The 21,632-nt window shown below is 71.6% G+C and carries 21 protein-coding genes; 13 read left to right on the forward strand and 8 right to left on the reverse strand.

Annotation, left to right across the window (positions count from 1 at the left end; translation table 11 throughout):
- Nucleotides 1-14 precede the first annotated feature (14 nt).
- Complete coding sequence (locus ACIGDI_RS35020; RefSeq protein ID WP_399905380.1) at nucleotides 15-1,253, reverse strand: glycosyltransferase 87 family protein; 1,239 nt, start codon at nucleotides 1,251-1,253, stop codon at nucleotides 15-17.
- A gap of 142 nt (nucleotides 1,254-1,395) precedes the next feature.
- On the opposite strand from ACIGDI_RS35020, the gene ACIGDI_RS35025 reads away from it, so the two are divergent.
- A complete protein-coding gene (locus tag ACIGDI_RS35025; RefSeq protein ID WP_399905383.1) occupies nucleotides 1,396-2,538 on the forward strand; it encodes a glycosyltransferase family 4 protein in 1,143 nt (380 codons plus the stop codon).
- 40 nt (nucleotides 2,539-2,578) lie between these two features.
- Nucleotides 2,579-4,213 carry a GMC oxidoreductase gene (locus tag ACIGDI_RS35030; RefSeq protein WP_399905386.1) on the forward strand — a complete coding sequence of 545 codons (1,635 nt, stop codon included), beginning with the start codon at nucleotides 2,579-2,581 and terminating at the stop codon, nucleotides 4,211-4,213.
- Nucleotides 4,214-4,226: 13 nt separating this feature from the next.
- Here the strand turns inward: ACIGDI_RS35030 and ACIGDI_RS35035 are convergent, their stop codons facing one another.
- Entirely contained in the window at nucleotides 4,227-6,023 is a 1,797-nt protein-coding gene (locus ACIGDI_RS35035) for an AMP-dependent synthetase/ligase (RefSeq protein WP_399905389.1), read from the reverse strand.
- Between the two features lie 297 nt (nucleotides 6,024-6,320).
- On the opposite strand from ACIGDI_RS35035, the gene ACIGDI_RS35040 reads away from it, so the two are divergent.
- From ACIGDI_RS35040 to ACIGDI_RS35065, 6 genes are all read left to right on the forward strand, one after another.
- Nucleotides 6,321-7,139, forward strand: a complete 819-nt coding sequence (locus tag ACIGDI_RS35040) for a metallophosphoesterase (protein ID WP_399905391.1) — start codon at nucleotides 6,321-6,323, stop codon at nucleotides 7,137-7,139.
- Between the two features lie 92 nt (nucleotides 7,140-7,231).
- Entirely contained in the window at nucleotides 7,232-7,675 is a 444-nt protein-coding gene (locus ACIGDI_RS35045; protein ID WP_200698935.1) for an SRPBCC family protein, read from the forward strand.
- Between the two features lie 44 nt (nucleotides 7,676-7,719).
- Nucleotides 7,720-8,889, forward strand: coding sequence for an ArsA family ATPase (locus ACIGDI_RS35050; RefSeq protein WP_399905395.1), 1,170 nt, complete (start codon nucleotides 7,720-7,722; stop codon nucleotides 8,887-8,889).
- Nucleotides 8,890-8,946: 57 nt separating this feature from the next.
- Complete coding sequence (locus ACIGDI_RS35055) at nucleotides 8,947-9,444, forward strand: DUF5304 domain-containing protein (protein ID WP_399905398.1); 498 nt, start codon at nucleotides 8,947-8,949, stop codon at nucleotides 9,442-9,444.
- A 107-nt stretch (nucleotides 9,445-9,551) separates the two neighbouring features.
- Nucleotides 9,552-10,505, forward strand: a complete 954-nt coding sequence (locus ACIGDI_RS35060; protein ID WP_200698938.1) for an ROK family glucokinase — start codon at nucleotides 9,552-9,554, stop codon at nucleotides 10,503-10,505.
- Nucleotides 10,506-10,579: 74 nt separating this feature from the next.
- The gene (locus tag ACIGDI_RS35065; protein ID WP_399905402.1) at nucleotides 10,580-11,335 is read left to right on the forward strand and encodes an endonuclease/exonuclease/phosphatase family protein; all 756 of its coding nucleotides are present in this window, start codon (nucleotides 10,580-10,582) and stop codon (nucleotides 11,333-11,335) included.
- Here ACIGDI_RS35065 and ACIGDI_RS35070 read toward each other — a convergent pair whose 3' ends face one another.
- The 4 genes from ACIGDI_RS35070 to ACIGDI_RS35085 all read right to left on the reverse strand — a co-directional run bounded on the left by ACIGDI_RS35070 (nucleotide 11,336) and on the right by ACIGDI_RS35085 (nucleotide 14,493).
- A complete protein-coding gene (locus ACIGDI_RS35070) occupies nucleotides 11,336-12,361 on the reverse strand; it encodes a CU044_5270 family protein (protein ID WP_399905404.1) in 1,026 nt (341 codons plus the stop codon).
- Nucleotides 12,354-12,977 (reverse strand): RNA polymerase sigma factor, encoded by a 624-nt coding sequence (locus ACIGDI_RS35075; RefSeq protein ID WP_399905407.1) that lies wholly within the window; start codon nucleotides 12,975-12,977, stop codon nucleotides 12,354-12,356. The genes ACIGDI_RS35070 and ACIGDI_RS35075 overlap by 8 nt, the downstream gene beginning before the upstream one ends.
- Before the next feature lie 177 nt (nucleotides 12,978-13,154).
- A complete protein-coding gene (locus tag ACIGDI_RS35080; protein WP_200698940.1) occupies nucleotides 13,155-13,721 on the reverse strand; it encodes a hypothetical protein in 567 nt (188 codons plus the stop codon).
- The gene (locus tag ACIGDI_RS35085; protein WP_399905935.1) at nucleotides 13,714-14,493 is read right to left on the reverse strand and encodes an alpha/beta hydrolase; all 780 of its coding nucleotides are present in this window, start codon (nucleotides 14,491-14,493) and stop codon (nucleotides 13,714-13,716) included. Before ACIGDI_RS35085 ends, ACIGDI_RS35080 begins: the two co-directional genes overlap by 8 nt.
- A gap of 174 nt (nucleotides 14,494-14,667) precedes the next feature.
- Here ACIGDI_RS35085 and ACIGDI_RS35090 point away from each other — a divergent pair, with 174 nt between their 5' ends.
- From ACIGDI_RS35090 to ACIGDI_RS35110, 5 genes are all read left to right on the forward strand, one after another.
- A complete protein-coding gene (locus tag ACIGDI_RS35090) occupies nucleotides 14,668-15,420 on the forward strand; it encodes a lysophospholipid acyltransferase family protein (protein ID WP_399905409.1) in 753 nt (250 codons plus the stop codon).
- A gap of 26 nt (nucleotides 15,421-15,446) precedes the next feature.
- Complete coding sequence (macS, locus tag ACIGDI_RS35095; RefSeq protein ID WP_399905412.1) at nucleotides 15,447-16,661, forward strand: MacS family sensor histidine kinase; 1,215 nt, start codon at nucleotides 15,447-15,449, stop codon at nucleotides 16,659-16,661.
- Entirely contained in the window at nucleotides 16,658-17,335 is a 678-nt protein-coding gene (locus ACIGDI_RS35100; protein ID WP_399905415.1) for a response regulator, read from the forward strand. Before macS ends, ACIGDI_RS35100 begins: the two co-directional genes overlap by 4 nt.
- A 108-nt stretch (nucleotides 17,336-17,443) precedes the next feature.
- Nucleotides 17,444-18,472 (forward strand): 6-phosphofructokinase, encoded by a 1,029-nt coding sequence (locus ACIGDI_RS35105; protein ID WP_399905418.1) that lies wholly within the window; start codon nucleotides 17,444-17,446, stop codon nucleotides 18,470-18,472.
- Between the two features lie 99 nt (nucleotides 18,473-18,571).
- Nucleotides 18,572-19,567: a 2-hydroxyacid dehydrogenase gene (locus ACIGDI_RS35110; RefSeq protein ID WP_399905421.1), complete on the forward strand. Its 996-nt coding sequence runs from the start codon at nucleotides 18,572-18,574 to the stop codon at nucleotides 19,565-19,567.
- Here the strand turns inward: ACIGDI_RS35110 and ACIGDI_RS35115 are convergent.
- Complete coding sequence (locus tag ACIGDI_RS35115) at nucleotides 19,519-21,399, reverse strand: anthranilate synthase family protein (RefSeq protein WP_399905424.1); 1,881 nt, start codon at nucleotides 21,397-21,399, stop codon at nucleotides 19,519-19,521. The genes ACIGDI_RS35110 and ACIGDI_RS35115 overlap by 49 nt on opposite strands.
- A gap of 96 nt (nucleotides 21,400-21,495) precedes the next feature.
- Nucleotides 21,496-21,552 carry a trp operon leader peptide gene (locus tag ACIGDI_RS35120; protein ID WP_071528813.1) on the reverse strand — a complete coding sequence of 19 codons (57 nt, stop codon included), beginning with the start codon at nucleotides 21,550-21,552 and terminating at the stop codon, nucleotides 21,496-21,498.
- Between the last annotated feature and the right edge of the window lie 80 nt (nucleotides 21,553-21,632).

Consider the following 21,632-nt stretch of genomic DNA (forward strand, 5'->3'; position numbering starts at 1 on the left):
CGCCCGGCCCCGCGTCAGGCGGGGGTCGACGGCTCCTTCGTGCGGCTCGCCTGAGCGGGCACGGAGGGCACGGGCTCGCGGGAGACCGTGGAGCGCCACAGCTCCCGCGCGCCCACCACGGCGGCCACGACCAGCAGGCCGTTGCGCAGCAGCAGCAGGGTGATGCCCCGGGTGTCGCTCGCGACGACGTGCTGGAACCACAGCGGGAACTCCAGCACCGTCACGAAGCACGCGGCGAGCGCGAGGCAGGCGGGCGCCCGCATCCGGCTGCCGCGGAAGCACAGGCAGACGGCGGCCGTGCCGACCAGCCACACCATGTACTGCGGGCTGATCACCCGGCTGGTGACGGTGAACATCAGCACCGCCACGAAGGCCGCGTCGGCGAGGGTGGTCGGCAGGAAACGGGTCGCCATCAGCCGCCACAGCAGCAGCCAGCCGAAGGCGACGCCGGTCAGGAACAGGGCGCCCGTGCTGACGGCGGTGACCCACGGGCCGAGGAACTCGATGGAGCCGTAGTTGAGCAGCACCTGCCCGTCCCAGGCGCCGAAGTGGCGGGCGACGTGGATGACCAGCGAGCCGAGCGACTCGACCTCGGTGCCCCGGTTCTTCTGGAAGGTCAGGAACTCGAACGCGCCCGGCATGAACATCGCGAACAGCCCCGCCACCACGGCGACGGTCCCCGCCGCCCAGCCCCAGGTGCTCCGCCTGCGGACGCCGAGCAGCAGCACCGCCGGCCACACCTTCAGCATCGCCCCGATGCCCACCAGCACGCCCGCCGCCCGCGGATGCCGGGCCCCGGCGAGCAGTGCGGCCACGGCCACCGCGGTCACCATCACGTCGTAGCGGGCGTACACGGTCGGCCCGAGCAGCGGCAGGCCCAGCACCCACACCCAGGCCCCGCGCAGCGTCCTGCCGGGACGCACGCCCGCGTACCCGAGCAGCGACAGGACCACCAGGTCGGCGAGGCAGGCCAGGACGAAGAAGGCCTGCGCGTACTGCAGGAACGGCAGCAGTGCCGGGGAGAGGATCGCCAGGGCGGCGGCGGGCGGGTACTGCCAGGTGACGTCGCCCAGCGGGAACGTTCCGGTGCGCAGGACGTCGTACCAGCCCTGGTAGATCACCGAGACGTCGCTCGTGACGTCGGGGCCCGGGAAGACCCACACCTTGAACACCCACAGCAGCAGCACCAGCCTGGTCAGACCCCAGGTCATCAGCAGGCCTGTGAAAGACCGCCTCGCACCCGCACTGTCCACCTGAGCCCCTGCCTGTCCGCAACCGTCTTGAGGGGAACATGATGTCCTGCCCGGCTGTGTGCTTGCCATAAACGTGGCCGGACGCCGCTGTGCGGACGGGCCGGACCGGCCGGCGTCGCGGCGTTTGGATAGGGTCGGCGGCGTGCGCAAGACCCTGATCGTGACGAACGACTTCCCGCCCCGCCCCGGCGGCATCCAGGCGTTCCTGCACAACATGGCGCTGCGGCTCGACCCCGAGCGGCTCGTCGTCTACGCGTCCACGTGGAAGCGGAGCAGGGAGGGCGTCGAGGCGACCGCCTCCTTCGACGCCGAGCAGCCCTTCACCGTCGTACGCGACCGTACGACGATGCTGCTGCCGACGCCGGCGGCGACGCGTACGGCGGTCGGGCTGCTGCGGGAGCACGGCTGTACGTCGGTGTGGTTCGGGGCGGCGGCGCCGCTCGGGCTGATGGCGCCGGCGCTGCGCAGGGCCGGCGCCGAGCGGCTGGTGGCCACGACCCACGGGCACGAGGCGGGATGGGCCCAGCTGCCCGCCGCGCGGCAGCTGCTGCGCCGGATCGGCGAGGCGACGGACACCGTCACCTACCTCGGCGAGTACACGCGCTCGCGGATTTCCTCCGCCCTGACGCCCGCGGCGGCCGGGCGGATGGTCCAGCTGCCGCCGGGCGTCGACGAGAAGGTGTTCCATCCGGCCTCGGGCGGCGACGCCGTACGGGCGCGGCTGGGGCTGACCGATCGGCCGGTGGTCGTGTGCGTGTCCCGGCTGGTGCCGCGCAAGGGCCAGGACACCCTCATCCTCGCGATGCCGCGCATCCTGGCCGCCGAGCCGGACGCGGTCCTGCTGATCGTCGGCGGCGGGCCCTTCGAGAAGGACCTGCGCAAGCTGGCCGAGGAGACCGGCGTCGCCGGCTCCGTGCGGTTCACGGGAGCCGTGCCCTGGTCCGAGCTGCCCGCGCACTACGGCGCCGGGGACGTGTTCGCCATGCCGTGCCGGACGCGGCGGGGCGGCCTCGACGTCGAGGGCCTCGGGATCGTCTACCTGGAGGCGTCGGCGACCGGGCTGCCGGTGGTCGCCGGCGACTCGGGCGGCGCCCCCGACGCCGTGCTGGACGGCGAGACCGGCTGGGTGGTCCGCGGCGGCTCCGCGGAGGAGGCGGCCGAGCGGATCGTCGTCCTCCTCGGGGACGCGGAACTCAGGCGCCGCATGGGGGAGCGGGGGCGCGAGTGGGTGGAGGAGAAGTGGCGCTGGGACCTGCTGGCGGAAAAGTTGAAGACGCTGCTATAGGCCCCTAGCCGGAACCCGATAATCCGCCCATGCTGCGCGCATGACAGCAAAACTGATGCAGCGTCAGCTGACGAGACGTCACATACTGGGCATGGCGGCCCTCCAGGCCGCCGCCGCGGCCGGTCTCACCCGCATCGGTCTGGAGTCCGCGCATGCCTCCGAGGAAGCGGCGGCCGTCGACAACGCGCCCGCCATCGTGATCGGTTCCGGCTACGGCGGCGCCGTCGCCGCCCTCCGCCTCGCCCAGGCCGGCATCCGCACCCTGGTCCTGGAGATGGGCCGCCTGTGGAACACCCCGGGCTCCGACGGCAAGGTGTTCTGCTCCACCGCCAACCCGGACCAGCGCTCCATGTGGTTCCGCACCCGCACCGAGGCCCCGCTGGCCACCTTCCTGTGGCTGGACGTCGTCAACAAGGACATCAGCCCCTACCCCGGCGCCCTGGACCGCGTGCACTACGACAACATGTCCGTCTACGTCGGGCGGGGGGTGGGCGGCGGCTCCCTGGTCAACGGCTCGATGGCCGTCACGCCCCTGAAGTCGTACTTCGCGGAGCAGTTCCCCACCGTCGACGCGGACGAGATGTACCGCACGTACTACCCGCGGGCCAACTCCATGCTCGGCGTCAACACCGTCGACCCCACGTGGTTCGAGTCGACCGAGTGGTACCGGTTCACGCGCGTGTCCCGCAAGCACGCCCAGAACACCGGTCTGAAGACCACGTTCGTGCCCAGCGTCTACGACTTCGCCTACATGCAGCGCGAGGCGGCCGGCACGGCCACCAAGTCCGCGCTCGGACAGGAGGTCATCTACGGCAACAACTACGGCAAGCGCAGCCTGGACAAGACGTATCTCGCCGCCGCGCTCGGCACCGGGAACGTCACCATCAACACCCTGGAGAAGGTGCGCTCCATCAGCCGGGCGAGCGACGGCAGCTGGGTGCTGACCGCCGACCGCATCGACCTGACCGGCGCGGTCGTGGAGACCAAGCAGTACGGCTGCACGTACCTCTTCCTCGGCGGCGGCAGCCTCGGCACCACCGAACTCCTCGTCCGGGCCCGGGACACGGGGGCGCTGCCCGCGCTGAACTCCAGCGTCGGGGCGGGCTGGGGCACCAACGGCAACACCATGGTGGGCCGCGCCAACCACCTCTGGGACACCACCGGCGCCAACCAGTCGACCATGCCCGTCATGGGCATCGACGACTGGGCCAACGCCGACAACCCCGTCTTCGCCGAGATCGCCCCGCTGCCGACGGGCCTGGAGACCTGGGTCAGCCTCTACCTGGCGATCACCAAGAACCCCGAGCGGGCGAGCTTCACCTACGACTCCGCGAGCGGCAGGGTGAAGCTGGGCTGGACCGCGGCCCAGAGCGCCGTCTCGGTCGCCATGGCCAAGAAGCTGTTCGACCGGATCAACTCGGCCAACGCGACCATCTACCGCTACGACCTGTTCGGCTCCTCCAGCAAGGTCTTCGCCGACGACTTCTGCTACCACCCGCTCGGTGGCTGCGTGCTCGGCAGGGCCACCGACGACTACGGGCGGGTGAAGGGGTACTCGAAGCTGTACGTCACCGACGGCTCGCTGGTGCCGGGCAACATCGGCGTGAACCCGTTCGTCACCATCACCGCGCTCGCCGAGCGCACGATGGCACGGGTCCTCGCCGAGGACACCTGAACCGGCCGGCGCTCTACTTCGCGTAGATCGCCTCGATCTCGCCCGCGTAGTCCTTCGCCACCACGTTCCGCTTCAGCTTCAGCGAGGGCGTCAGGTGGCCCGACTCCTCCGTGAACTGGGAGGACAGAATGCGGAACTTCCGCACCGATTCCGCCTTCGACACCGCGGCGTTGCCGTCGTCGACAGCGTCCTGGATCGCCGCGAGCAGATCCGGGTCCTCGCGCAGCGACGCCGCGGTCACACCCTCGGGCTTGCCGTGCTCGGCGGCCCAACGGCCCAGGAACTCCTCGTCGATGGTGACCAGCGCGCCCACGAACGGCCGCCCGTCGCCCACGACCATGCACTCCGCGACCAGCGCGTGCGCCCGGATGCGGTCCTCGATCACGGCCGGGGCGACGTTCTTGCCGCCCGCGGTGACGATGATCTCCTTCTTGCGGCCGGTGATCCTCAGGTAGCCGTCCTCGTCGAGGGTGCCGATGTCACCGGTGTGGAACCAGCCGTCGGTCAGCGCCTCGGCCGTCGCGGCCTCGTTGTTCCAGTACCCCTTGAACAGGTGCTCGCCGTGCAGCAGCACCTCGCCGTCGTCCGCGATCCGGATCACCGAACCCGGCAGCGGCTGCCCGACGGTGCCGATCTTCGTACGGTCCCAGGGGTTGAAGGCGGTCGCCGCACAGGACTCGGTCAGGCCGTAGCCCTCCAGGACCGTGAAGCCGATGCCGCGGAAGAAGTGGCCGAGGCGTTCGCCCAGCGGGGCACCGCCGGAGATGGCGTACTCGCCGCGCCCGCCCAGCACCGCCCGCAGCTTGCTGAAGACCAGCTTGTCGAACGTCTTGTGCTTGATCTTCAGACCGAGCGAGGGACCCGAGGGGGTGTCCAGCGCCTTGCTGTACGCGATCGCGGTGTCCGCGGCCTTGTCGAAGATCTTGCCCTTGCCGTCCGCCTGCGCCTTGGCGCGCGCCGAGTTGTAGACCTTCTCGAAGACGCGCGGGACGCCGAGGATCAACGTCGGCCGGAAGGAGGCCAGTTCGTCGGTGAGGTTCTTGATGTCCGGGACGCAGCCGAGCTTGATCGGCGCCATCATCGGGGCGATCTGCACCAGCCGGCCGAAGACGTGCGCGAGGGGCAGGAACAGCAGCACCGAACACTCGCCGGTGCGGAACAGGGGCCGCAGACGCTCGACGATGTTGCCGCACTCGGCGAAGAAGCTGCGGTGGGTCAGCACGCAGCCCTTGGGGCGGCCGGTGGTGCCCGAGGTGTAGACGATCGTCGCCGGGTCGTCGGCTCTCGCCAGCGAGCTGCGGTCCTCGACCATCGCGTCGGTGACGCCCTTGCCGAGCTCGCCCAGTTCCTCGACCGCGCCGGCCTCGATCTGCCAGACGTGCTTGAGGGCGGGCAGCCGGTCGCGCACCGACTCGACCGCGGCCGCGTGGTTGTCCAGCTCGACGACGACCGCGGTGGCCCCCGAGTCCGACAGGATCCACTGCACCTGCTCCGGCGAGCTGGTCTCGTACACCGGCACGGTGACGGCGCCCGCGCTCCAGATCGCGAAGTCCAGCAGCGTCCACTCGTAGCGCGTGCGCGACATCAGAGCCACCCGGTCGCCGGGCTGGACGCCCGAGGCGATGAGGCCCTTCGCGGCCGCGCGCACCTCGGCCTGGAAGGCCGTGGCCGTCACGTCCTGCCAGGTACCGCCCACCTTGCGGGCGATGACGGCGACATCGGGGTGCTGCGCGGCGTTTCTGCGGACGATGTCGGTGAGATTGCCGTCCGCAGGGACCTCGTACAAAGCCGGAAGGCTGAACTCGCGCAAGACTGCTGCTCCTCATAGGGCGCCGGCGCCACGACGTTGTGTGATGCGACGGTCGGTCCAAGGCTCGGGCAGGTGCCCGGGCGATCAATGGTTGAAAACCTGGGCACGACTGTGGACTGCCCGGACGTTACCCGCCGGTATGGCTTCTTCGACAGGGGGTCCCGACGAGATGTTCGCTGCGTCACACGGTTTGGTGTTCCTTCGCGTACGGTAGTCCACCCGCTAACTGACTGGCCAGTAACCGCAGGGCGGCTCGCCACTGTTCACGTACACCGCACACGCCTACCCTTGATCGTCATGGCATCCACACCGGACGGCAGGCGCACGACACGCGTCCACGTGGTCAGCGACGTGCACGGCAACGCCCGCGACCTGGCCCGGGCCGGCGAGGGCGCGGACGCCCTGATCTGCCTCGGTGACCTGGTCCTCTTCCTGGACTACGCCGACCACTCGCGCGGCATCTTCCCCGACCTCTTCGGCACGGAGAACGCCGACCGCATCGTCGAACTGCGCACCGCCCGCCGCTTCGAGGAGGCGCGCGAGTTCGGTGCCCGGCTGTGGGCGGGCATCGGCACGGACCGGCGCACCGCGATCGAGAAGGCGGTGCGCAAGCAGTACGCCGAGATGTTCGCGGCCCTTCCGGCGCCGACGTACGCCACGTACGGCAATGTCGATATGCCGACCCTCTGGCCGGAGTACGCCCGGCCGGGAACGACCGTGCTCGACGGCGAACGCGTCGAGATCGGCGGCTGGACGTTCGGCTTCGTCGGCGGCGGCCTGCGCACCGCGATGCGCACGCCGTACGAGATCGACGACGAGGAGTACGCGGCGAAGATCGAGGCCGTCGGCGAGGTGGACGTGCTCTGCACGCACATCCCGCCGGAGGTGCCCGAGCTCGTCTACGACACGGTGGCCCGCCGCTTCGAGCGGGGGAGCGTGGCCCTGCTGGAGGCGATCAGGAGGACCAGGCCCCGCTACGCCCTGTTCGGCCACGTCCACCAGCCGCTGGTGCGGCGCATGCGGATCGGGGTCACCGAGTGCGTGAACGTGGGGCACTTCGCGGGGACCGGCAGGCCCTGGGCGCTGGAATGGCCGGTGAACGCGGGCAGGGGGTGAACTCGGGCGCTCACGTGCGCGGTAGCCTTCACGCTGCACACACGTGCGCACGCAGACCTCTTTACCGGCCCGCATCTGGAGGAGCCACGGCGATGGCGGAACACACCAGCTCGAGCATCACGATCGAGGCGGCACCGGCCGATGTCATGGGGGTGATCGCCGACTTCGCGCGCTACCCCGACTGGACCGGCGAGGTGAAGGAGGCGGAGGTGCTGCAGACCGACGCCCAGGGGCGTGCCGAACAGGTCCGTCTCGTGATGGACGCCGGCGCCATCAAGGACGACCAGGTGCTCGCCTACACGTGGAGCGGGCAGAACGAGGTCTCCTGGACGCTGGTCAAGTCCCAGATGCTGCGCTCGCTCGACGGCTCGTACATCCTCAAGCCGGCGGGGGCCGGCGCGACCGAGGTCACCTACCGGCTGACGGTCGACGTGAAGATCCCCATGCTGGGCATGATCAAGCGCAAGGCCGAGAAGGTCATCATCGACCGGGCGCTGGCCGGTCTGAAGAAGCGGGTCGAGTCCGGGGAGAAGTAGCCGCGGCGGTTTGCCCGGGGCGTGCGCAGGTACCGTTCACCATCATGCGCACCATCCTGATCACCGGTCCTGGCGGCAGCGGTCGTAGCACCATCGCGGCCGCCACCGCCCTGGCCGCCGCCCGCGAGGGCACCCGCACCCTGGTGCTCAGTGCCGACCGCACCGACGCCCTGGGCACGGCCCTCGGCGCGACCACGGGCGCGGCCCCCACGACCGTCGCCCCGAACCTCACCGCCTGGCGTCCCGACGCCACCGCCGGGTTCCGGGACGACCTCACCGGTTTCCAGGAACGCGCGGCCAACGTCCTGAACCTGCTCGGCGCCTCCCGGCTGGACGCCGAGGAGGTCACGCCACTGCCCGGGGCGGAGGAGCTGACCCTGCTGCGGGCGCTGCGCGACGCGGCGCTCGCCGAGGCGCACGACCTGCTGGTCGTCGACCTCCCCGCCACCGCGCAGGCCCTCGCCCTGCTCTCCCTGCCCGAGGAACTGCGCCGCTATCTGCGCCGGCTGCTGCCGCCCGAGCGGCAGGCGGCCCGCGCCCTGCGACCCGTCCTCGGCAGGCTGGCCGGTGTCCCCATGCCCTCGGAGTGGCTGTACGAGACCGCCGCCCGGTGGGACCTGGAACTGGGCGCCGTCGAGGCCGTGCTCGCCGACCGCGGCACCGTCGTACGGCTGGTCGCCGAGCCCGGACCGGCAGGGGCCGACGCCGTACGGAGCGCCACCCTCGCCCTCGCCCTGCGCGGCCTGCGGGCCGACGCCCTGGTCGCCAACCGGGTGCTGCCCGAGTCCGCGGCGGACGGCTGGCTGGCCGGACCCCTCGCCCAGCAGCGCAAGGCACTGGAGGAATGGCGGGAGTCGTACGACGTACGGCCGGTGCACCACCTCGGCCGCGACCCGCGCGGCACCGACGACCTCGCCGCGCTGCCGGTGCCCGGCGTCAACGACACGACCTCCACCGTCGAGTGGCCGGTCGTGGACCGGCTCGCCGCCGACGGCGTGCTCGTCTGGCACATCCCGCTGCCCGGCGCGATACGCGGTGACCTGGACCTGATCCGGCGCGGCGACGAACTCGTCGTCACCGCGGGCGCCTTCCGCCGCATCGTGCCCCTGCCCTCGGCCCTGCGCCGCTGCACCGTCGAGGGGGCCGCGCTGCGCGAGGGCGAGCTGCGGATCCGTTTCGCGCCGGACCCGGCTCTGTGGCCCGCGAGGCAGTGAACGACATACGCCCGTTCGGGTAACGTCGTAGGGACGAACCGTAGTCAGGAGTCCGTCATGAGCGAAGAGCTCCCCCCGTCGGATGCCGGTGAGAAGGACGCCTTCGACGAGGTGCGGGCCACCGACGCCGACGCCTGGGCGACTGCGTGCGCCGAGGACCTCGCCGCGGAGAAGGCCCGCCGCCGGGCCGAGCACGGGCAGCCGCCGGTGTCGGCCACCGAGGAACTGCGCAAGCTCGTCGACGTGGTGTCGGAGAAGCTGTCGTCGATCCAGTCGCCGCTGCTCGGTGCGGTCGCGGGGCCGGCCGCCCAGCAGGTGGTCAAGCAGGTCGTCCAGCAGGCCAAGGCCGCCGTCGAGCCCGTCATAGAGCGCAACCCCGACGTCTTCGACCACCTGGCCGCGGCCGGCGGCGAACTCCTCGCCGCCTACCGCTCCGCCGTCCAGGCCCAGGAACGGCGCTGGACCAGCCGCCCGACCGACCTGCACAAGGACCTGGACGAGAACCGCGGGGGCGACGACGGCACCGGCCCCGGCCAGCGCATCGACCTGGACTGACGCCCCGGGCGTCCCACGGCCTGTCCGCCCGGCGGACGGCGGGAACCCCGGCGCCGGGGCCTCGGGTACGGTTGGCCGTAGCGGGGCTCGACCGAACTGAGGGATTCATGGGACTCACCATCGGCGTCGACATCGGCGGTACCAAGATCGCGGCCGGCGTGGTCGACGAGGAAGGCAACATCCTCTCCACGCACAAGGTGCCGACCCCGGGCACGCCCGAGGCGATCGTGGACGCCATCGCCTCCGCCGTGGAGGGCGCGCGCGCCGGGCACGAGATCGTCGGTGTCGGCATCGGCGCGGCCGGTTACGTCAACCGGCAGCGCTCCACCGTCTACTTCGCGCCGAACATCGACTGGCGCCAGGAGCCGCTGAAGCAGAAGGTCGAGGCCCGCGTCGGCCTCCCCGTCGTGGTCGAGAACGACGCCAACGCGGCGGCCTGGGGCGAGTACAAGTTCGGCGCCGGCAAGGGCCACCGCAACGTCATCTGCATCACCCTCGGCACCGGCCTGGGCGGCGGCATCATCATCGGCAACAAGCTGCGCCGCGGACACTTCGGCGTGGCCGCCGAGTTCGGCCACATCCGGATGGTCCCGGACGGCCTGCTGTGCGGCTGCGGCTCGCAGGGCTGCTGGGAGCAGTACGCCTCCGGGCGCGCCCTCGTCAGGTACGCCAAGCAGCGCGCCAACGCCACCCCCGAGCGGGCCGACACCCTCCTCGCCCTCGGCGACGGCACCCCCGACGGCATCGAGGGCAAGCACATCTCCATCGCCGCCCGCCAGGGCGACCCGGTCGCCGTCGACTCCTACCGCGAGCTGGCCCGCTGGGTCGGCGCCGGCCTCGCCGACCTCGCCTCCCTGTTCGACCCCTCCGCGTTCATCGTCGGCGGCGGCCTCTCCGACGAGGGCGAACTGGTCCTCGACCCGATCCGCAAGTCCTACAAGCGCTGGCTGGTGGGCGGCAACTGGCGCCCGGTGGCCGACGTCATCGCGGCCCGGCTCGGCAACGAGGCGGGCCTGGTGGGCGCGGCGGACCTGGCCCGGGAACCCGACCCGATCATGTAGCCGACCGGACCATGTACGAGATGAGCCCGCCGCGCCCCGCCTCGGGACGGCGGGCATCGTCGTATGTTGATCTCATGGAGACGAGCGAGCAGCTGCCCAACTCCCACACCGAGCCGGACGGTTCGGCCGTCATCCGGGTCCTGAGCTACAACATCCGCTCGATGCGCGACGACACCGACGCCCTCGCCCGGGTGATCGGCGCCTGTGCCCCCGACCTGGTCCTCGTCCAGGAGGCCCCGCGGTTCTTCCGCTGGCGCAAGAAGCTGGCCCGCCTCGCGGCCGCCTCCGGCCAGGTCGTCCTCACCGGGGGTGCCACGGCCGCGGGACCGGCGATCCTGTGCCATCTGCGCGCCACCGTCGAGCGCACCGAGGACGTGCTCCTGCCCCTCACCCCGGGCCAGCACCGCCGGGGCTTCGCCACCGCCGTCGTCCGGTTCGGCGCGGCCCGCGTCGGCGTACTGAGCTGCCACCTCTCCCTGCAGCGGGACGAGCGCCACGAGCAGGCGGGCATGCTCCTGGACCGACTCGCGGGCCTGGGCGTCGACCACGCCATCGCCGGGGGCGACCTGAACGACCGGCCCACCGGACACGCCTTCACCCGCCTCACCGAGGGCCTGCAGGACTGCTGGGCCACCGCTCCCTGGGGCGGCGAATACACCTTCGCGCCGGCCGCGCCCTTCCAGCGCATCGACGCGATCTTCGCGACCAAGGGCGTCGAGGTCCTCGGCTGCGGCGTTCCCCTGGGCGTCCCCGGCGTGACGGAGACGGACCTGAGGGCGGCCACGGACCACCTCCCGGTCCTGGCCGCCCTCAGGGTGCCCGCCGCCTAGTTACGGCCGCTGCTTCACCTTGTCCACGACGGCCCAGCTGTCCAGGTACGACAGCTGGGTGTACGTCTTCATCGCCGCCCCGTCACCCGATGTACGGGTGTCGCGGAAGCCGAGGAAGCGGTACGTGACCGGGTCGAAGACGAAGTAGCCGCCGAAGCCCGCGGTCCCCTTCGGCAGTGTCGGGTCGTCGTAGGTGATGGCCACGCCGACGCGGCCCTTGGCGTCCTTCTGGTGCGGGACGACCTTCACCCCGGGCACCATGCCGAGCGCCTCGTACGCCGCCGGCCGCAGCCCCTCGGGCATCACCGGGACGAGCTTGAGCAGCCCGGCGAGACTGAAGTGGATCTGCGACCACTCCTGATCGCCGATGTCGTCGAGAGACCGGACGTGCAGGCCGAAGAACCTGTTCTCGATCGCGAGGATCAGCTTCTCCGGGTCCGTCGGCAGCTTGCGCAACGTGCCCCAGTCCTGCGGCGGCCAGACGCTCTCGTCCGCCTTCAGCGGCGGCGACCACCAGCCCTTGCCGATCTCCATGATCCAGGACCGCCGGGAGCCGTCCACCGAGCGCCAGTCCTCGTCGACGTAGCTCTTCGTGGCGCCGGTCTTCTGGTTCGTCTCCTTGATGATCTCCTTGGTGTAGATGAACTGGTCGTCGCGCGGGGTGACCGTCCGCTCGTGCTCGCGCTCGTACGCGGCGGCCTTGTTGAGCACCAGCTGCGCGCTCACGTTCCGCATGGGCGGGGCGCTGGTGGCCGGTGCGTTGGTGGCCGGCGGGTTGGCCGTGCGGTGCGCGCCGGTGCCGTCGTCGTGCCGCACCGCCACCAGGACACCGGCGGCCACCGCGGCGGCGAGCGCGCCGGTCAGGGCGACGCGCAGGACGGGGCGGCGGCGCGGCCGGACGGCCGGGGCGGGGTCGCTCATCGCGGCGACCAGGCGCGAGCGCACCCGGCGCCGGGTCTCCTCGTCGAGCGGGGGAGCCCCCGCGTCGAAGTCGCGCAGTTCGCGCAGTTCGTCGATGTCACGCATGGGCGTCTGCCTCTCGGAAAGCCGTGGGATCGGTTCCGCCCAGTGCTTCGCGCAATCTGCTGCGAGCCCGGTGCAGCCGGGATCTGATCGTGCCGACCGGGACGCCGAGGGCCTCGGCGGCCTCCTCGTAGTCGAGGCCGGCCCAGGCCACCAGCAGTACGACGTCGCGGTGCCGGGCGGACAGCCCGGCCAGCGCGGCCGCCAGTTCCCGGCGCACCCCCGTGGCACCGGCCCTGGCGACCGCGCGTTCCGCGACCGGCTCCTCGTGCTCCACCGGCTCCGGCAGCCGGGCGAGCGCCTTGTAGCGGCGCGCCTCGGCCCGGCGGTGCCGGCCCACGAGGTTGGTCGCGATGCCGAACAGCCACGGGCGGGCGTCGGCACGCGTGAGGTCGTACGTATGGCGTCGCTGGAAGGCGGTCACGAAGGTGTCCGCCATCAGATCCTCCGCCGCCTCGGGACCGAGCCGCCGCGCCGCGTAACGGTGTACGGCGTGGGCGTGCCGGTCGTAGAGCGCGGCGAACTGCTCGGGCTCGTCCCGGGACCGCGCGATCACGCGGGCGTCGCTGTCCTCGCGATCCTCGTCGCGGGTGCCGGTGCCCGGTGGTCCGTCGGTCATCGGGGCTCCTTTCGTTCGTCCGAACGTCTCGAAGGCTTGGGCTCGTTCAGGGTGTTCACCCCTCCTTCGCCGATCGGCGGAGTCGAGTTCCCTTTCGGCGCCCGAGGCGCGTCCGGACGTGCGAGGGCCCGTCCGGAACATCTCCGGACGGGCCCTGCCGTCTCTGTGCGGACCGCGTCAGACCACGGCGCCCCGCCCCGGGTCGCCGTCGTCCTCCTCGTCCGTCCGCATCCGCATCACCAGCGTGGCGAAACCGCCCAGGAAGCCGCCGACGCCGAGCGTGGCCAGCCACCACGTCATGTCCCAGCCGAGGATCACCGCCAGCAGGAGCAGCACCGGGCCGCCGACCACACCGAGCCAGGCGAACTTGGCGGTCGCGTCGGCCGTCGGCAGCGGCGGCGGCTCCGGCGGTTCGAAGTGGCCCTCGTCGTCCTCGTCGAAGTCGTCCTCGGACGGCTCCGGCGCCGAGTGGTCGCGCGGGCCGACGCCGGGCGCGAAGGAGACCGAGCCGCCGAGCGGCTTCACGGGCTTCTCCGGCTTCGGCGCCGTCGCGGCCCCGGAGTCGTTCGGCTCGGGCTCCAGCAGCGCCAGGTCCTCCACCGACTTGAACGGCTTCGTGCCCGGCGGGTCCTTCGGCTCCTCGCCGTACCCCGCGACGATCGCCGCCCAGGCCGCCTCCTCGTCGAAGGGGACGCCCTGCTCCTCCGGCTCGCGGTCCTCGCGGTCCGAGTCGTGCTCAGCCACCTGCGGCCGTCCCTTCCTTGCCGACACCGGTTGCGAGCCGGCCGATGAACGCGAGGCTCTCCTCGAAGATCCGGTCCGCGTCATGGTCCAACGTCGCGACGTGGTAGCTCTGTTCCAGCAGGACCTCGCGCACGTCCCGGGACGAGACCCGGCCGAGGATGCGCGCCGAGTCGACCGGCGGCACCACGTGGTCCTGCGGGCTGTGCAGAAGCAGCAGCGGCTGGGTGACCTGCGGCAGCTCGGAGTCGACCAGCCGGAAGAAGTTGCGCAGGGAGTGGGCCGCGTGCAGCGGCACCTTGTCGTACCCCAGCTCCGTGCTGCCCTCCTTGGCGATGTCGCTGGCGATCCCCTTCGTCGTCCGCACGAGGTGCCGGGCCACCGGAAGGGCGTAGGCGGACAGGCCGTGCACCTTGTTCGCCGGGTTGACGACCACGACGCCGCTGACCGCGTCCCCGTGCTTCGCGGCCAGCCGCAGGGCCAGCGCGCCGCCCATGGACAGGCCGGCCACGAAGACCTGCTCGCAGCGTTCGACGAGGGCGCGCAGTTCGCGGTCCACCTCCGCGTACCAGTCCTGCCAGCCGGTGAGCTGCATGTCCTCCCAGCGGGTGCCGTGGCCCGGCAGCAGAGGCAGCGAGACCGTGAGGCCGCGCTCGGCCAGATACTCCGCCCAGGGGCGCAGCGACTGGGGTGACCCGGTGAAGCCGTGGCAGAGGAGGACGCCGACCTCGCCGCCTTCGTGGCGGAACGGCTCGGCTCCAGGAAGGACCGGCACCATCGGTCTCCTGTTCATGAGAGGGACGGTTCATGAGAGTGGCGTGAAGTCCAGGTTGTGCTTCACCGTACGCGACCGCACTGACACCGACCAGGGCCGTCGGCGCCTTTGACGGCGGGCCGGGTTAAGGTCTGATCGACGGAAACTGGAGGCACACGGGTGTTGTACGGCGCGATGAAGGTCGCTATCGGGGGACCGCTCAAGGTCGCCTTCAGGCCTTGGGTGGAAGGCCTGGAGAACATCCCCGCCGAGGGGGCCGCGATCCTGGCGAGCAACCACCTCTCCTTCTCGGACTCGTTCTTCCTGCCCGCGGTGCTCGACCGCAAGGTCACCTTCATCGCCAAGGCCGAGTACTTCACCACGCCCGGTGTGAAGGGCCGCCTGACGGCCGCCTTCTTCAAGGGCGTCGGCCAGCTCCCGGTGGACCGCTCCGGCGCGCGCGGCGCGGGCGAGGCGGCGATCCGCAGCGGCCTGGAGGTCCTGGAGCGCGGTGAGCTGTTCGGGATCTATCCCGAGGGCACGCGCTCGCCCGACGGCCGGCTCTACCGCGGCAAGCCCGGCGGCCTCGCGCGCGTGGCGCTCGCCTCCGGCGCCCCGGTCATCCCGGTCGCCATGATCGACACGGAGAAGATCCAGCCGCCGGGCAAGGTCATGCCCAAGCTCATGCGGCCCGGCATCCGCATCGGCAAGGCCCTGGACTTCAGCCGCTACCAGGGCATGGAGCACGACCGGTTCGTGCTGCGCGCGGTGACCGACGAGGTCATGTACGAGATCATGAAGCTCTCCGGCCAGGAGTACGTCGACATGTACGCGACGGCCGCCAAGCGGCAGATCGCGGAGGCGGCGAAGGCCGAGAAGGAACTGGCGAAGGAACAGGCCAAGGAGCAGGAAAAGGAATCGGCCGACGAGGAGAAGCCCGAGGCCTAGGCTTTCGGTCGAGGGGGGTGGGGGACGTGCCAAAGCGTGAGCGCGTCATGCGCATGTCGGTCGAGCAGCCTCTGTGGCGCGCGCTGACCGCGTACCGGGTGCTGACGATGCTGTACGCGGTCGGCCTGTTCGCGACCGCCTACGACGAGTACGACCACGCGGGCGTCGCCATCGGCTACTACGCCGTGCTGTTCGTCTGGACGCTCGCCACCCTGCCCCGCGTCCAGAACGCGGCCGCCTGCACCAAGCGCTTCCTCGCCGTCGACCTCGCCATCGCCCTCACCGGCATCCTGCTGACCCCGATCGCCGTCAACGACCACCACATCCAGAACGGCGGCCCCACCCTGCCGTCGATATGGACCGCCGGCTCGGTCCTCGCCTACGCCATCAAGGGCGGCTGGCGCTGGGCGGCGTTCGCCTCCACGCCGGTCGCCGTCGCCAACCTCGTCGAGCGCGGCGCCCCGGCCCGCGACACCGTCCACAACGTGATCCTCGTCTGGGTCGCCTCCATCGCCATCGGCTACGTCGTCGAGGTCGCCCGCGCCTCCGAGCGCACCCTCGCCCGCGCCCTGGAGATCGAGGCCGCCACCCGCGAACGGGAGCGGCTCGCCCGGGACATCCACGACGGCGTCCTGCAGGTGCTGGCCATGGTGCAGCGCCGCGGCGCGGTCCTCGGCGGCGAGGCGGCCGAGCTCGGCCGGATGGCCGGCGAGCAGGAGGTCGCCCTGCGCACCCTGGTCTCCGGCGGCCTGCTGCCGGTGTCGCGGGTGTCGGAGGACGCGGCCGAGGGCGCCGTCGTACGGGCCGTGGACGAGCCGTCGTACGACGAGGAGGGCCCGGTGGACCTGCGGGCGCTGCTCGCCCCGTACGCCGCCGCGAAGGTCGCCCTCGTCGAACCCGGCGCCCCGGTGCTGCTGCCGGCGCCCGCCGCGAAGGAGCTGGCCGCGGCCGTCGGTGCCGCCCTGGACAACGTCGGCAGGCACGCCGGCGAGGACGCGCGCGCGTGGATGCTCGTCGAGGACGAACCCGACGAGGTCGTGGTGACCGTCCGGGACGACGGGCCCGGCATCCCCGAGGGGCGGCTCGCCCAGGCCGAGGGGGAGGGGCGGCTCGGGGTCGCCCTGTCGATCCGGGGCCGGCTGCGCGACCTCGGCGGCAGCGCCGAGCTGATCTCGACTCCGGGGCAGGGCACGGAAGTCGAGCTGAAGGTACCCAAGAACGCGAAGGCGGGGCACAGATGACTGAGCAGCAGGGCCCGATCAGGGTCATGGTGGTCGACGACCACCCCATGTGGCGCGACGCCGTCGCCCGCGACCTGACCGAGTCCGGCTTCGACGTGGTCGCCACCGCGGGCGACGGCGAGCAGGCCGTGCGCCGCGCCCGGGCCGCCGGCCCCGACGTCCTCGTCCTGGACCTCAACCTGCCGCTCAAGCCCGGCGTCCAGGTCTGCAAGGAACTCGTCGGCCACAACCCCGCCCTGCGCGTGCTGGTCCTGTCCGCGAGCGGCGAGCACGCCGACGTGCTGGAGGCCGTGAAGTCGGGCGCGACCGGCTATCTGCTGAAGTCGGCGTCCACGGAGGAACTGCTGGACGCGGTCCGCCGCACGGCCGTCGGCGACCCGGTCTTCACGCCGGGCCTGGCCGGACTCGTCCTCGGCGAGTACCGCCGCCTCGCCTCCGAGCCCGGCCCCGCCCCGGGCACCGACGAGCCGGGGGCCCCGCAGCTCACGGACCGCGAGACCGAGGTGCTGCGCCTGGTCGCCAAGGGCCTGAGCTACAAGCAGATCGCCGAACGCCTGGTCATCTCCCACCGCACGGTCCAGAACCACGTGCAGAACACCCTCGGCAAGCTGCAACTGCACAACCGGGTGGAACTCGTTCGGTACGCCATAGAACGCGGACTTGACGACGAGTAAACCAACCGCCCGGTGATTCACCGGAATTGCCGCTCCGACCCATCCCTGTGTGACCTGGATCACCATTAGCGTGGCTGCACCAGGCAACCGCGGCGAAGGGACATTTCCATGCGTGTCGGAGTACTGACCGGAGGCGGCGACTGCCCCGGGCTCAACGCCGTCATCCGGGGCATCGTTCGCAAGGGCGTACAGGAGTACGGCTACGACTTCGTCGGCTACCGGGACGGCTGGCGCGGTCCGCTCGAAGGCGACACCGTTCCCCTCGACATCCCCGCGGTGCGCGGCATCCTGCCCCGCGGCGGCACCATCCTCGGCTCCTCGCGCACCAATCCGCTCAAGCAGGACAACGGCATCCGGCGGATCAAGGAGAACCTCGCCAAGCAGGAGGTCGAGGCGCTCATCACGATCGGCGGCGAGGACACCCTCGGTGTCGCCGCGACGCTGTCCGACGAGTACGGCGTGCCGTGCGTCGGCGTGCCGAAGACCATCGACAACGACCTGTCCGCCACCGACTACACCTTCGGCTTCGACACCGCGGTCGGCATCGCCACGGAGGCCATCGACCGCCTGCACACCACCGCCGAGTCCCACATGCGCGTCCTGGTCTGCGAGGTGATGGGCCGTCACGCCGGCTGGATCGCCCTGCACTCGGGCCTCGCCGGCGGCGCCAACGTCATCCTCATCCCCGAGCAGCGCTTCGACCTCGACCAGGTCTGCGCCTGGATCACCTCCCGCTTCAAGTCCTCCTACGCCCCGATCGTGGTCGTCGCCGAGGGCGCCATGCCCAAGGACGGCCACCTGGTGCTCAAGGACGAGTCGCTGGACTCCTTCGGGCACGTCCGGCTGTCCGGCGTCGGCGAGTGGCTCGCCAAGGAGATCGAGAAGCGCACCGGCAAGGAGGCCCGCACGACCGTCCTCGGGCACATCCAGCGCGGCGGCACCCCGAGCGCCTTCGACCGCTGGCTCGCCACCCGCTTCGGCCTGCACGCCATCGACGCGGTCCGCGACGGCGACTTCGGCAAGATGGTGGCGCTGCGCGGCACCGACATCGTCCGCGTCCCGATCGGGGACGCCACCGCCAAGCTGAAGACGGTGGACCCGAAGCTGTACGAGGAGGTCGGCGTCTTCTTCGGCTGAACCTGCCGAGCCGGCTGAACCGGCTGAACCGGCCGAACCGGCACCCTGGGGTTATGGGTCGTATATTCGGCCCATAACCCATCGCAACGGGAGCGGTTCGTGGAGATCCTTGCCTTCGGTGTCCAGGCGGACGAGAAGCCCCTGCTCGAGCGGGCCTTCGAGGGACATCACGAGGTCCGGTGTCTCGACGTCTTCCTCAACGAGGACACAGCCCCGATCGCGGCGGGCTACGAGATCGTCTGCACCAGCGTCAACTGCGGCCTGGGCAACCGTGTCCTGCAGACCCTCACGGTCGGCGGCACGCAGATGATCGCCCAGCGCTCCACCGGCTTCAACAACATCGACCTCCAGGTCGCCGAGCGGCTCGGCATGACCGTCGCCCGCGTCTCGTACTACTCGCCGTACGCCGTCGCCGAGTTCGCCTGGACGCTCGCCATGGCGGTCAACCGCCGCATCGTGCGCGCCTCCACGCGCACGCGTGACTTCGACTTCCGCCTCGACGGGCTGATGGGCCGCGACATGCACGGCCGCACCGCGGGCGTCCTCGGCACCGGCAAGATCGGCGAGGCCTTCGCCCGGATCGCCCACGGCTTCGGCATGCGGCTGCTGGGCTGGGACGTCGCCGAGAACCCCGCCTGCGTGGACCTCGGCATGCGGTACGTCCCCAAGGAGCAGCTCCTCGCCGAGTCGGACCTGATCACCCTGCACGTTCCGCTGATGCCGCAGACCCAGCACCTCATCGACGCCGACGCGCTCAAGGGGATGAAGGACGACGCGATCCTGGTCAACACCAGCCGCGGCGGCCTCATCGACACCGCGGCCCTCGTCGCCGAACTGCGCGAGGGCCGCTTCACGGGCGTCGGCCTCGACGTGTACGAGGCGGAGGCGGGCCTGTTCTTCGTCGACCGCTCCCTGGAGGCGATCGAGGACGACACCCTGGCCCGCCTGGTCACCTTCCCCAACGTCCTCGTCACCTCGCACCAGGCGTACTACACCCGGGACGCCGTCGGCCAGATCATCGAGGCCACAGTGCGGAACGTCCTCGACTACCGGGCGGGCCGCCGCTCGGAGAACGTGCTCGTGCCGCGCACCTGAGCGACGAGGTCACGGACGACCGAGGCGCCGTTCAGCGTCAGGACCGACTCCGGGTGGAACTGCACGCCCGCGAAGCCCGGCCCGCGCAGGGCGTGCACCTCGCCGTTGCCGGCCCGGGCCACCTCGACGCCGTGCGCGGCCAGCTCCCTGGCCGCCTCGTCGGCGCAGTGCGCCACGAAGCTGTTGTAGAAGCCGACCGTCTCCTCCCTCCCGAACAGGTCGATCACCGTCTGCGCGCCCTGGTAGGGCACCTCCTTGCGGACGATCTCCAGCCCCAGCTCGGCCGCGATCAGCTCGTGCCCGAGGCAGACGCCGAGCACACCGCTGCGGTGCGTGCCGATGACCTCGGCGGTCAGCTCGCGCAGGAACCGCATCTTCGGGTCGTCCAGGTCGCGGGGGTCGCCGGGGCCGGGCCCGAGCACGACGGGCCCCGCGTGCGCGAGAACGGCCTCCCTCAGGCCCGGCTCGTCGTAGCGCCGGACCGTCACGTCCAGTCCGCCGGCGCGCAGCATGTGCGCGAGCATCGCCGTGAAGGTGTCCTCGGCGTCGACGACCAGGGCGTGCCCGGCCGGCTCGTCGGCCTGCTGCTGCATCCGCAGCCAGAAGGGGGCGAGCGAGGCCCGGCGCCCGTCGAGCGCGGCACGCACGCGTGGGTCGTCGGCGAGACGCGCGCGCGTGTGCTCGGTACGCGGCCGGGAGGGACGTACGCCCAGCGCCGCCAGCACTCCCGCCGCCTTCGCGTGGGTCTCCGCCACCTCGCTCGCCGGGTCCGAACCCCGTACGAGGGTGGCGCCGACCGGCACCCGCAGCCGGCCGTCGGCGCCGATGTCGGCGGTGCGGATGAGGATGGGGGAGTCGAGGGTCTGGGCGCCGCCGGAGTCACGGCCGAGCAGCGCCAGCGCGCCCGCGTAGTAGCCGCGCCCCCCGACCTCGTGCCGCTCGATGACGCGGCAGGCGTTCTGCACGGGCGAGCCGGTCACGGTCGCCGCGAACATGGTCTCCCTGAGCACCTCGCGCACGTCCAGCGAGGACTTCCCGCGCAACTCGTACTCCGTGTGCGCGAGGTGGGCCATCTCCTTCAGCCGCGGCCCGATCACGACCCCGCCCATGTCACCGACGGTGCACATCATCTTGAGCTCCTCGTCGACGACCATCGACAGCTCCTCGATCTCCTTGGAGTCGGCGAGGAAGCCGAGCAGGTGCTCCGGGGTGGGGCCCTCGGCGGGATAGCGGTACGTCCCGCTGATCGGGTTCATCACGACCGTGCCGCCGGACATCCGGACGTGCACCTCCGGGCTGGCCCCCACCAGGGTGCGCTCCCCGGTGTGCACGACGAACGTCCAGTACGCGCCGCGCTCGCCCTCCAGCAGGCGCCGGAACAGCGCCAGGGCGTCGGCGCGGGAGAACCCCGCGATCTCCCCCTCGTACGTCCGCCGGATGACGAAGTTGGCGCCCTCGCCCTGCCCGATCTCCTCGCGCAGCACGCGCCCGACGATCTCGGCGTACTCCTCGTCGGCCACGTCGAAGCCGCCGCGGTCGACGCGGACGTCGTGGGAGGGCAGGGTGGCGAGCACCTCGTCCAGTGGCATGTCACACACCACCTCGGGCGTCAGCACCGCAAGCGGCGTGCCGTCGTCCCGCACGTCGAAGCCGCGCTCGCGGATCTGCCGGAAGGGGACGAGCGCGAGGCCCTCGTCCGGGAGGTCGGCGAGCCGGTCGTACGTGCGGACCGGGCCGAGCAGCACCTCCACGGTGTTCTCGTCGTGGCCCGGCGTGCGGCGGCGCAGCAGGGCGAACGGTCGGGGATCGTCGAGCAGGTCGACCAGATGCATGGGTCCGTTTTCCTTCTCGCTGGAGAGGAACGAACCCCCGGGAAACGCCGAAGGCCGCCCCTCGGGCGGCCTTCGCGAAGTCTTGCGTACGCGCAGTCAGTGGGCCGCCGGATGAGCGGTCCACCACCAGTTCTGGGTCGAGTGCGCGAACATGCGACGCACCCTACCCCATGTCCGTACCGCGTACGTGGTGTCTCATTTGTTGGGCATGGTCCTGGAGCCGTGACACGACC

It is taken from the genome of Streptomyces sp. NPDC085900 (assembly GCF_044540925.1).
Taxonomy (GTDB): domain Bacteria; phylum Actinomycetota; class Actinomycetes; order Streptomycetales; family Streptomycetaceae; genus Streptomyces; species Streptomyces gilvifuscus.

Excerpts from the sequence above, each read along its gene's own strand:
- ACIGDI_RS35040 (WP_399905391.1), top strand. The coding sequence starts at position 6,321 with ATGGCATCCACACCGGACGGCAGGCGCACGACACGCGTCCACGTGGTC.
- ACIGDI_RS35105 (WP_399905418.1), top strand. The coding sequence starts at position 17,444 with ATGCGTGTCGGAGTACTGACCGGAGGCGGCGACTGCCCCGGGCTCAAC.
- ACIGDI_RS35115 (WP_399905424.1), bottom strand. The coding sequence starts at position 21,399 with ATGCATCTGGTCGACCTGCTCGACGATCCCCGACCGTTCGCCCTGCTG.
- ACIGDI_RS35050 (WP_399905395.1), top strand. The coding sequence starts at position 7,720 with ATGCGCACCATCCTGATCACCGGTCCTGGCGGCAGCGGTCGTAGCACC.
- ACIGDI_RS35060 (WP_200698938.1), top strand. The coding sequence starts at position 9,552 with ATGGGACTCACCATCGGCGTCGACATCGGCGGTACCAAGATCGCGGCC.
- ACIGDI_RS35075 (WP_399905407.1), bottom strand. The coding sequence starts at position 12,977 with ATGACCGACGGACCACCGGGCACCGGCACCCGCGACGAGGATCGCGAG.
- ACIGDI_RS35030 (WP_399905386.1), top strand. The coding sequence starts at position 2,579 with ATGACAGCAAAACTGATGCAGCGTCAGCTGACGAGACGTCACATACTG.
- ACIGDI_RS35055 (WP_399905398.1), top strand. The coding sequence starts at position 8,947 with ATGAGCGAAGAGCTCCCCCCGTCGGATGCCGGTGAGAAGGACGCCTTC.
- ACIGDI_RS35090 (WP_399905409.1), top strand. The coding sequence starts at position 14,668 with ATGAAGGTCGCTATCGGGGGACCGCTCAAGGTCGCCTTCAGGCCTTGG.
- ACIGDI_RS35070 (WP_399905404.1), bottom strand. The coding sequence starts at position 12,361 with ATGCGTGACATCGACGAACTGCGCGAACTGCGCGACTTCGACGCGGGG.
- ACIGDI_RS35100 (WP_399905415.1), top strand. The coding sequence starts at position 16,658 with ATGACTGAGCAGCAGGGCCCGATCAGGGTCATGGTGGTCGACGACCAC.
- ACIGDI_RS35045 (WP_200698935.1), top strand. The coding sequence starts at position 7,232 with ATGGCGGAACACACCAGCTCGAGCATCACGATCGAGGCGGCACCGGCC.
- ACIGDI_RS35065 (WP_399905402.1), top strand. The coding sequence starts at position 10,580 with ATGGAGACGAGCGAGCAGCTGCCCAACTCCCACACCGAGCCGGACGGT.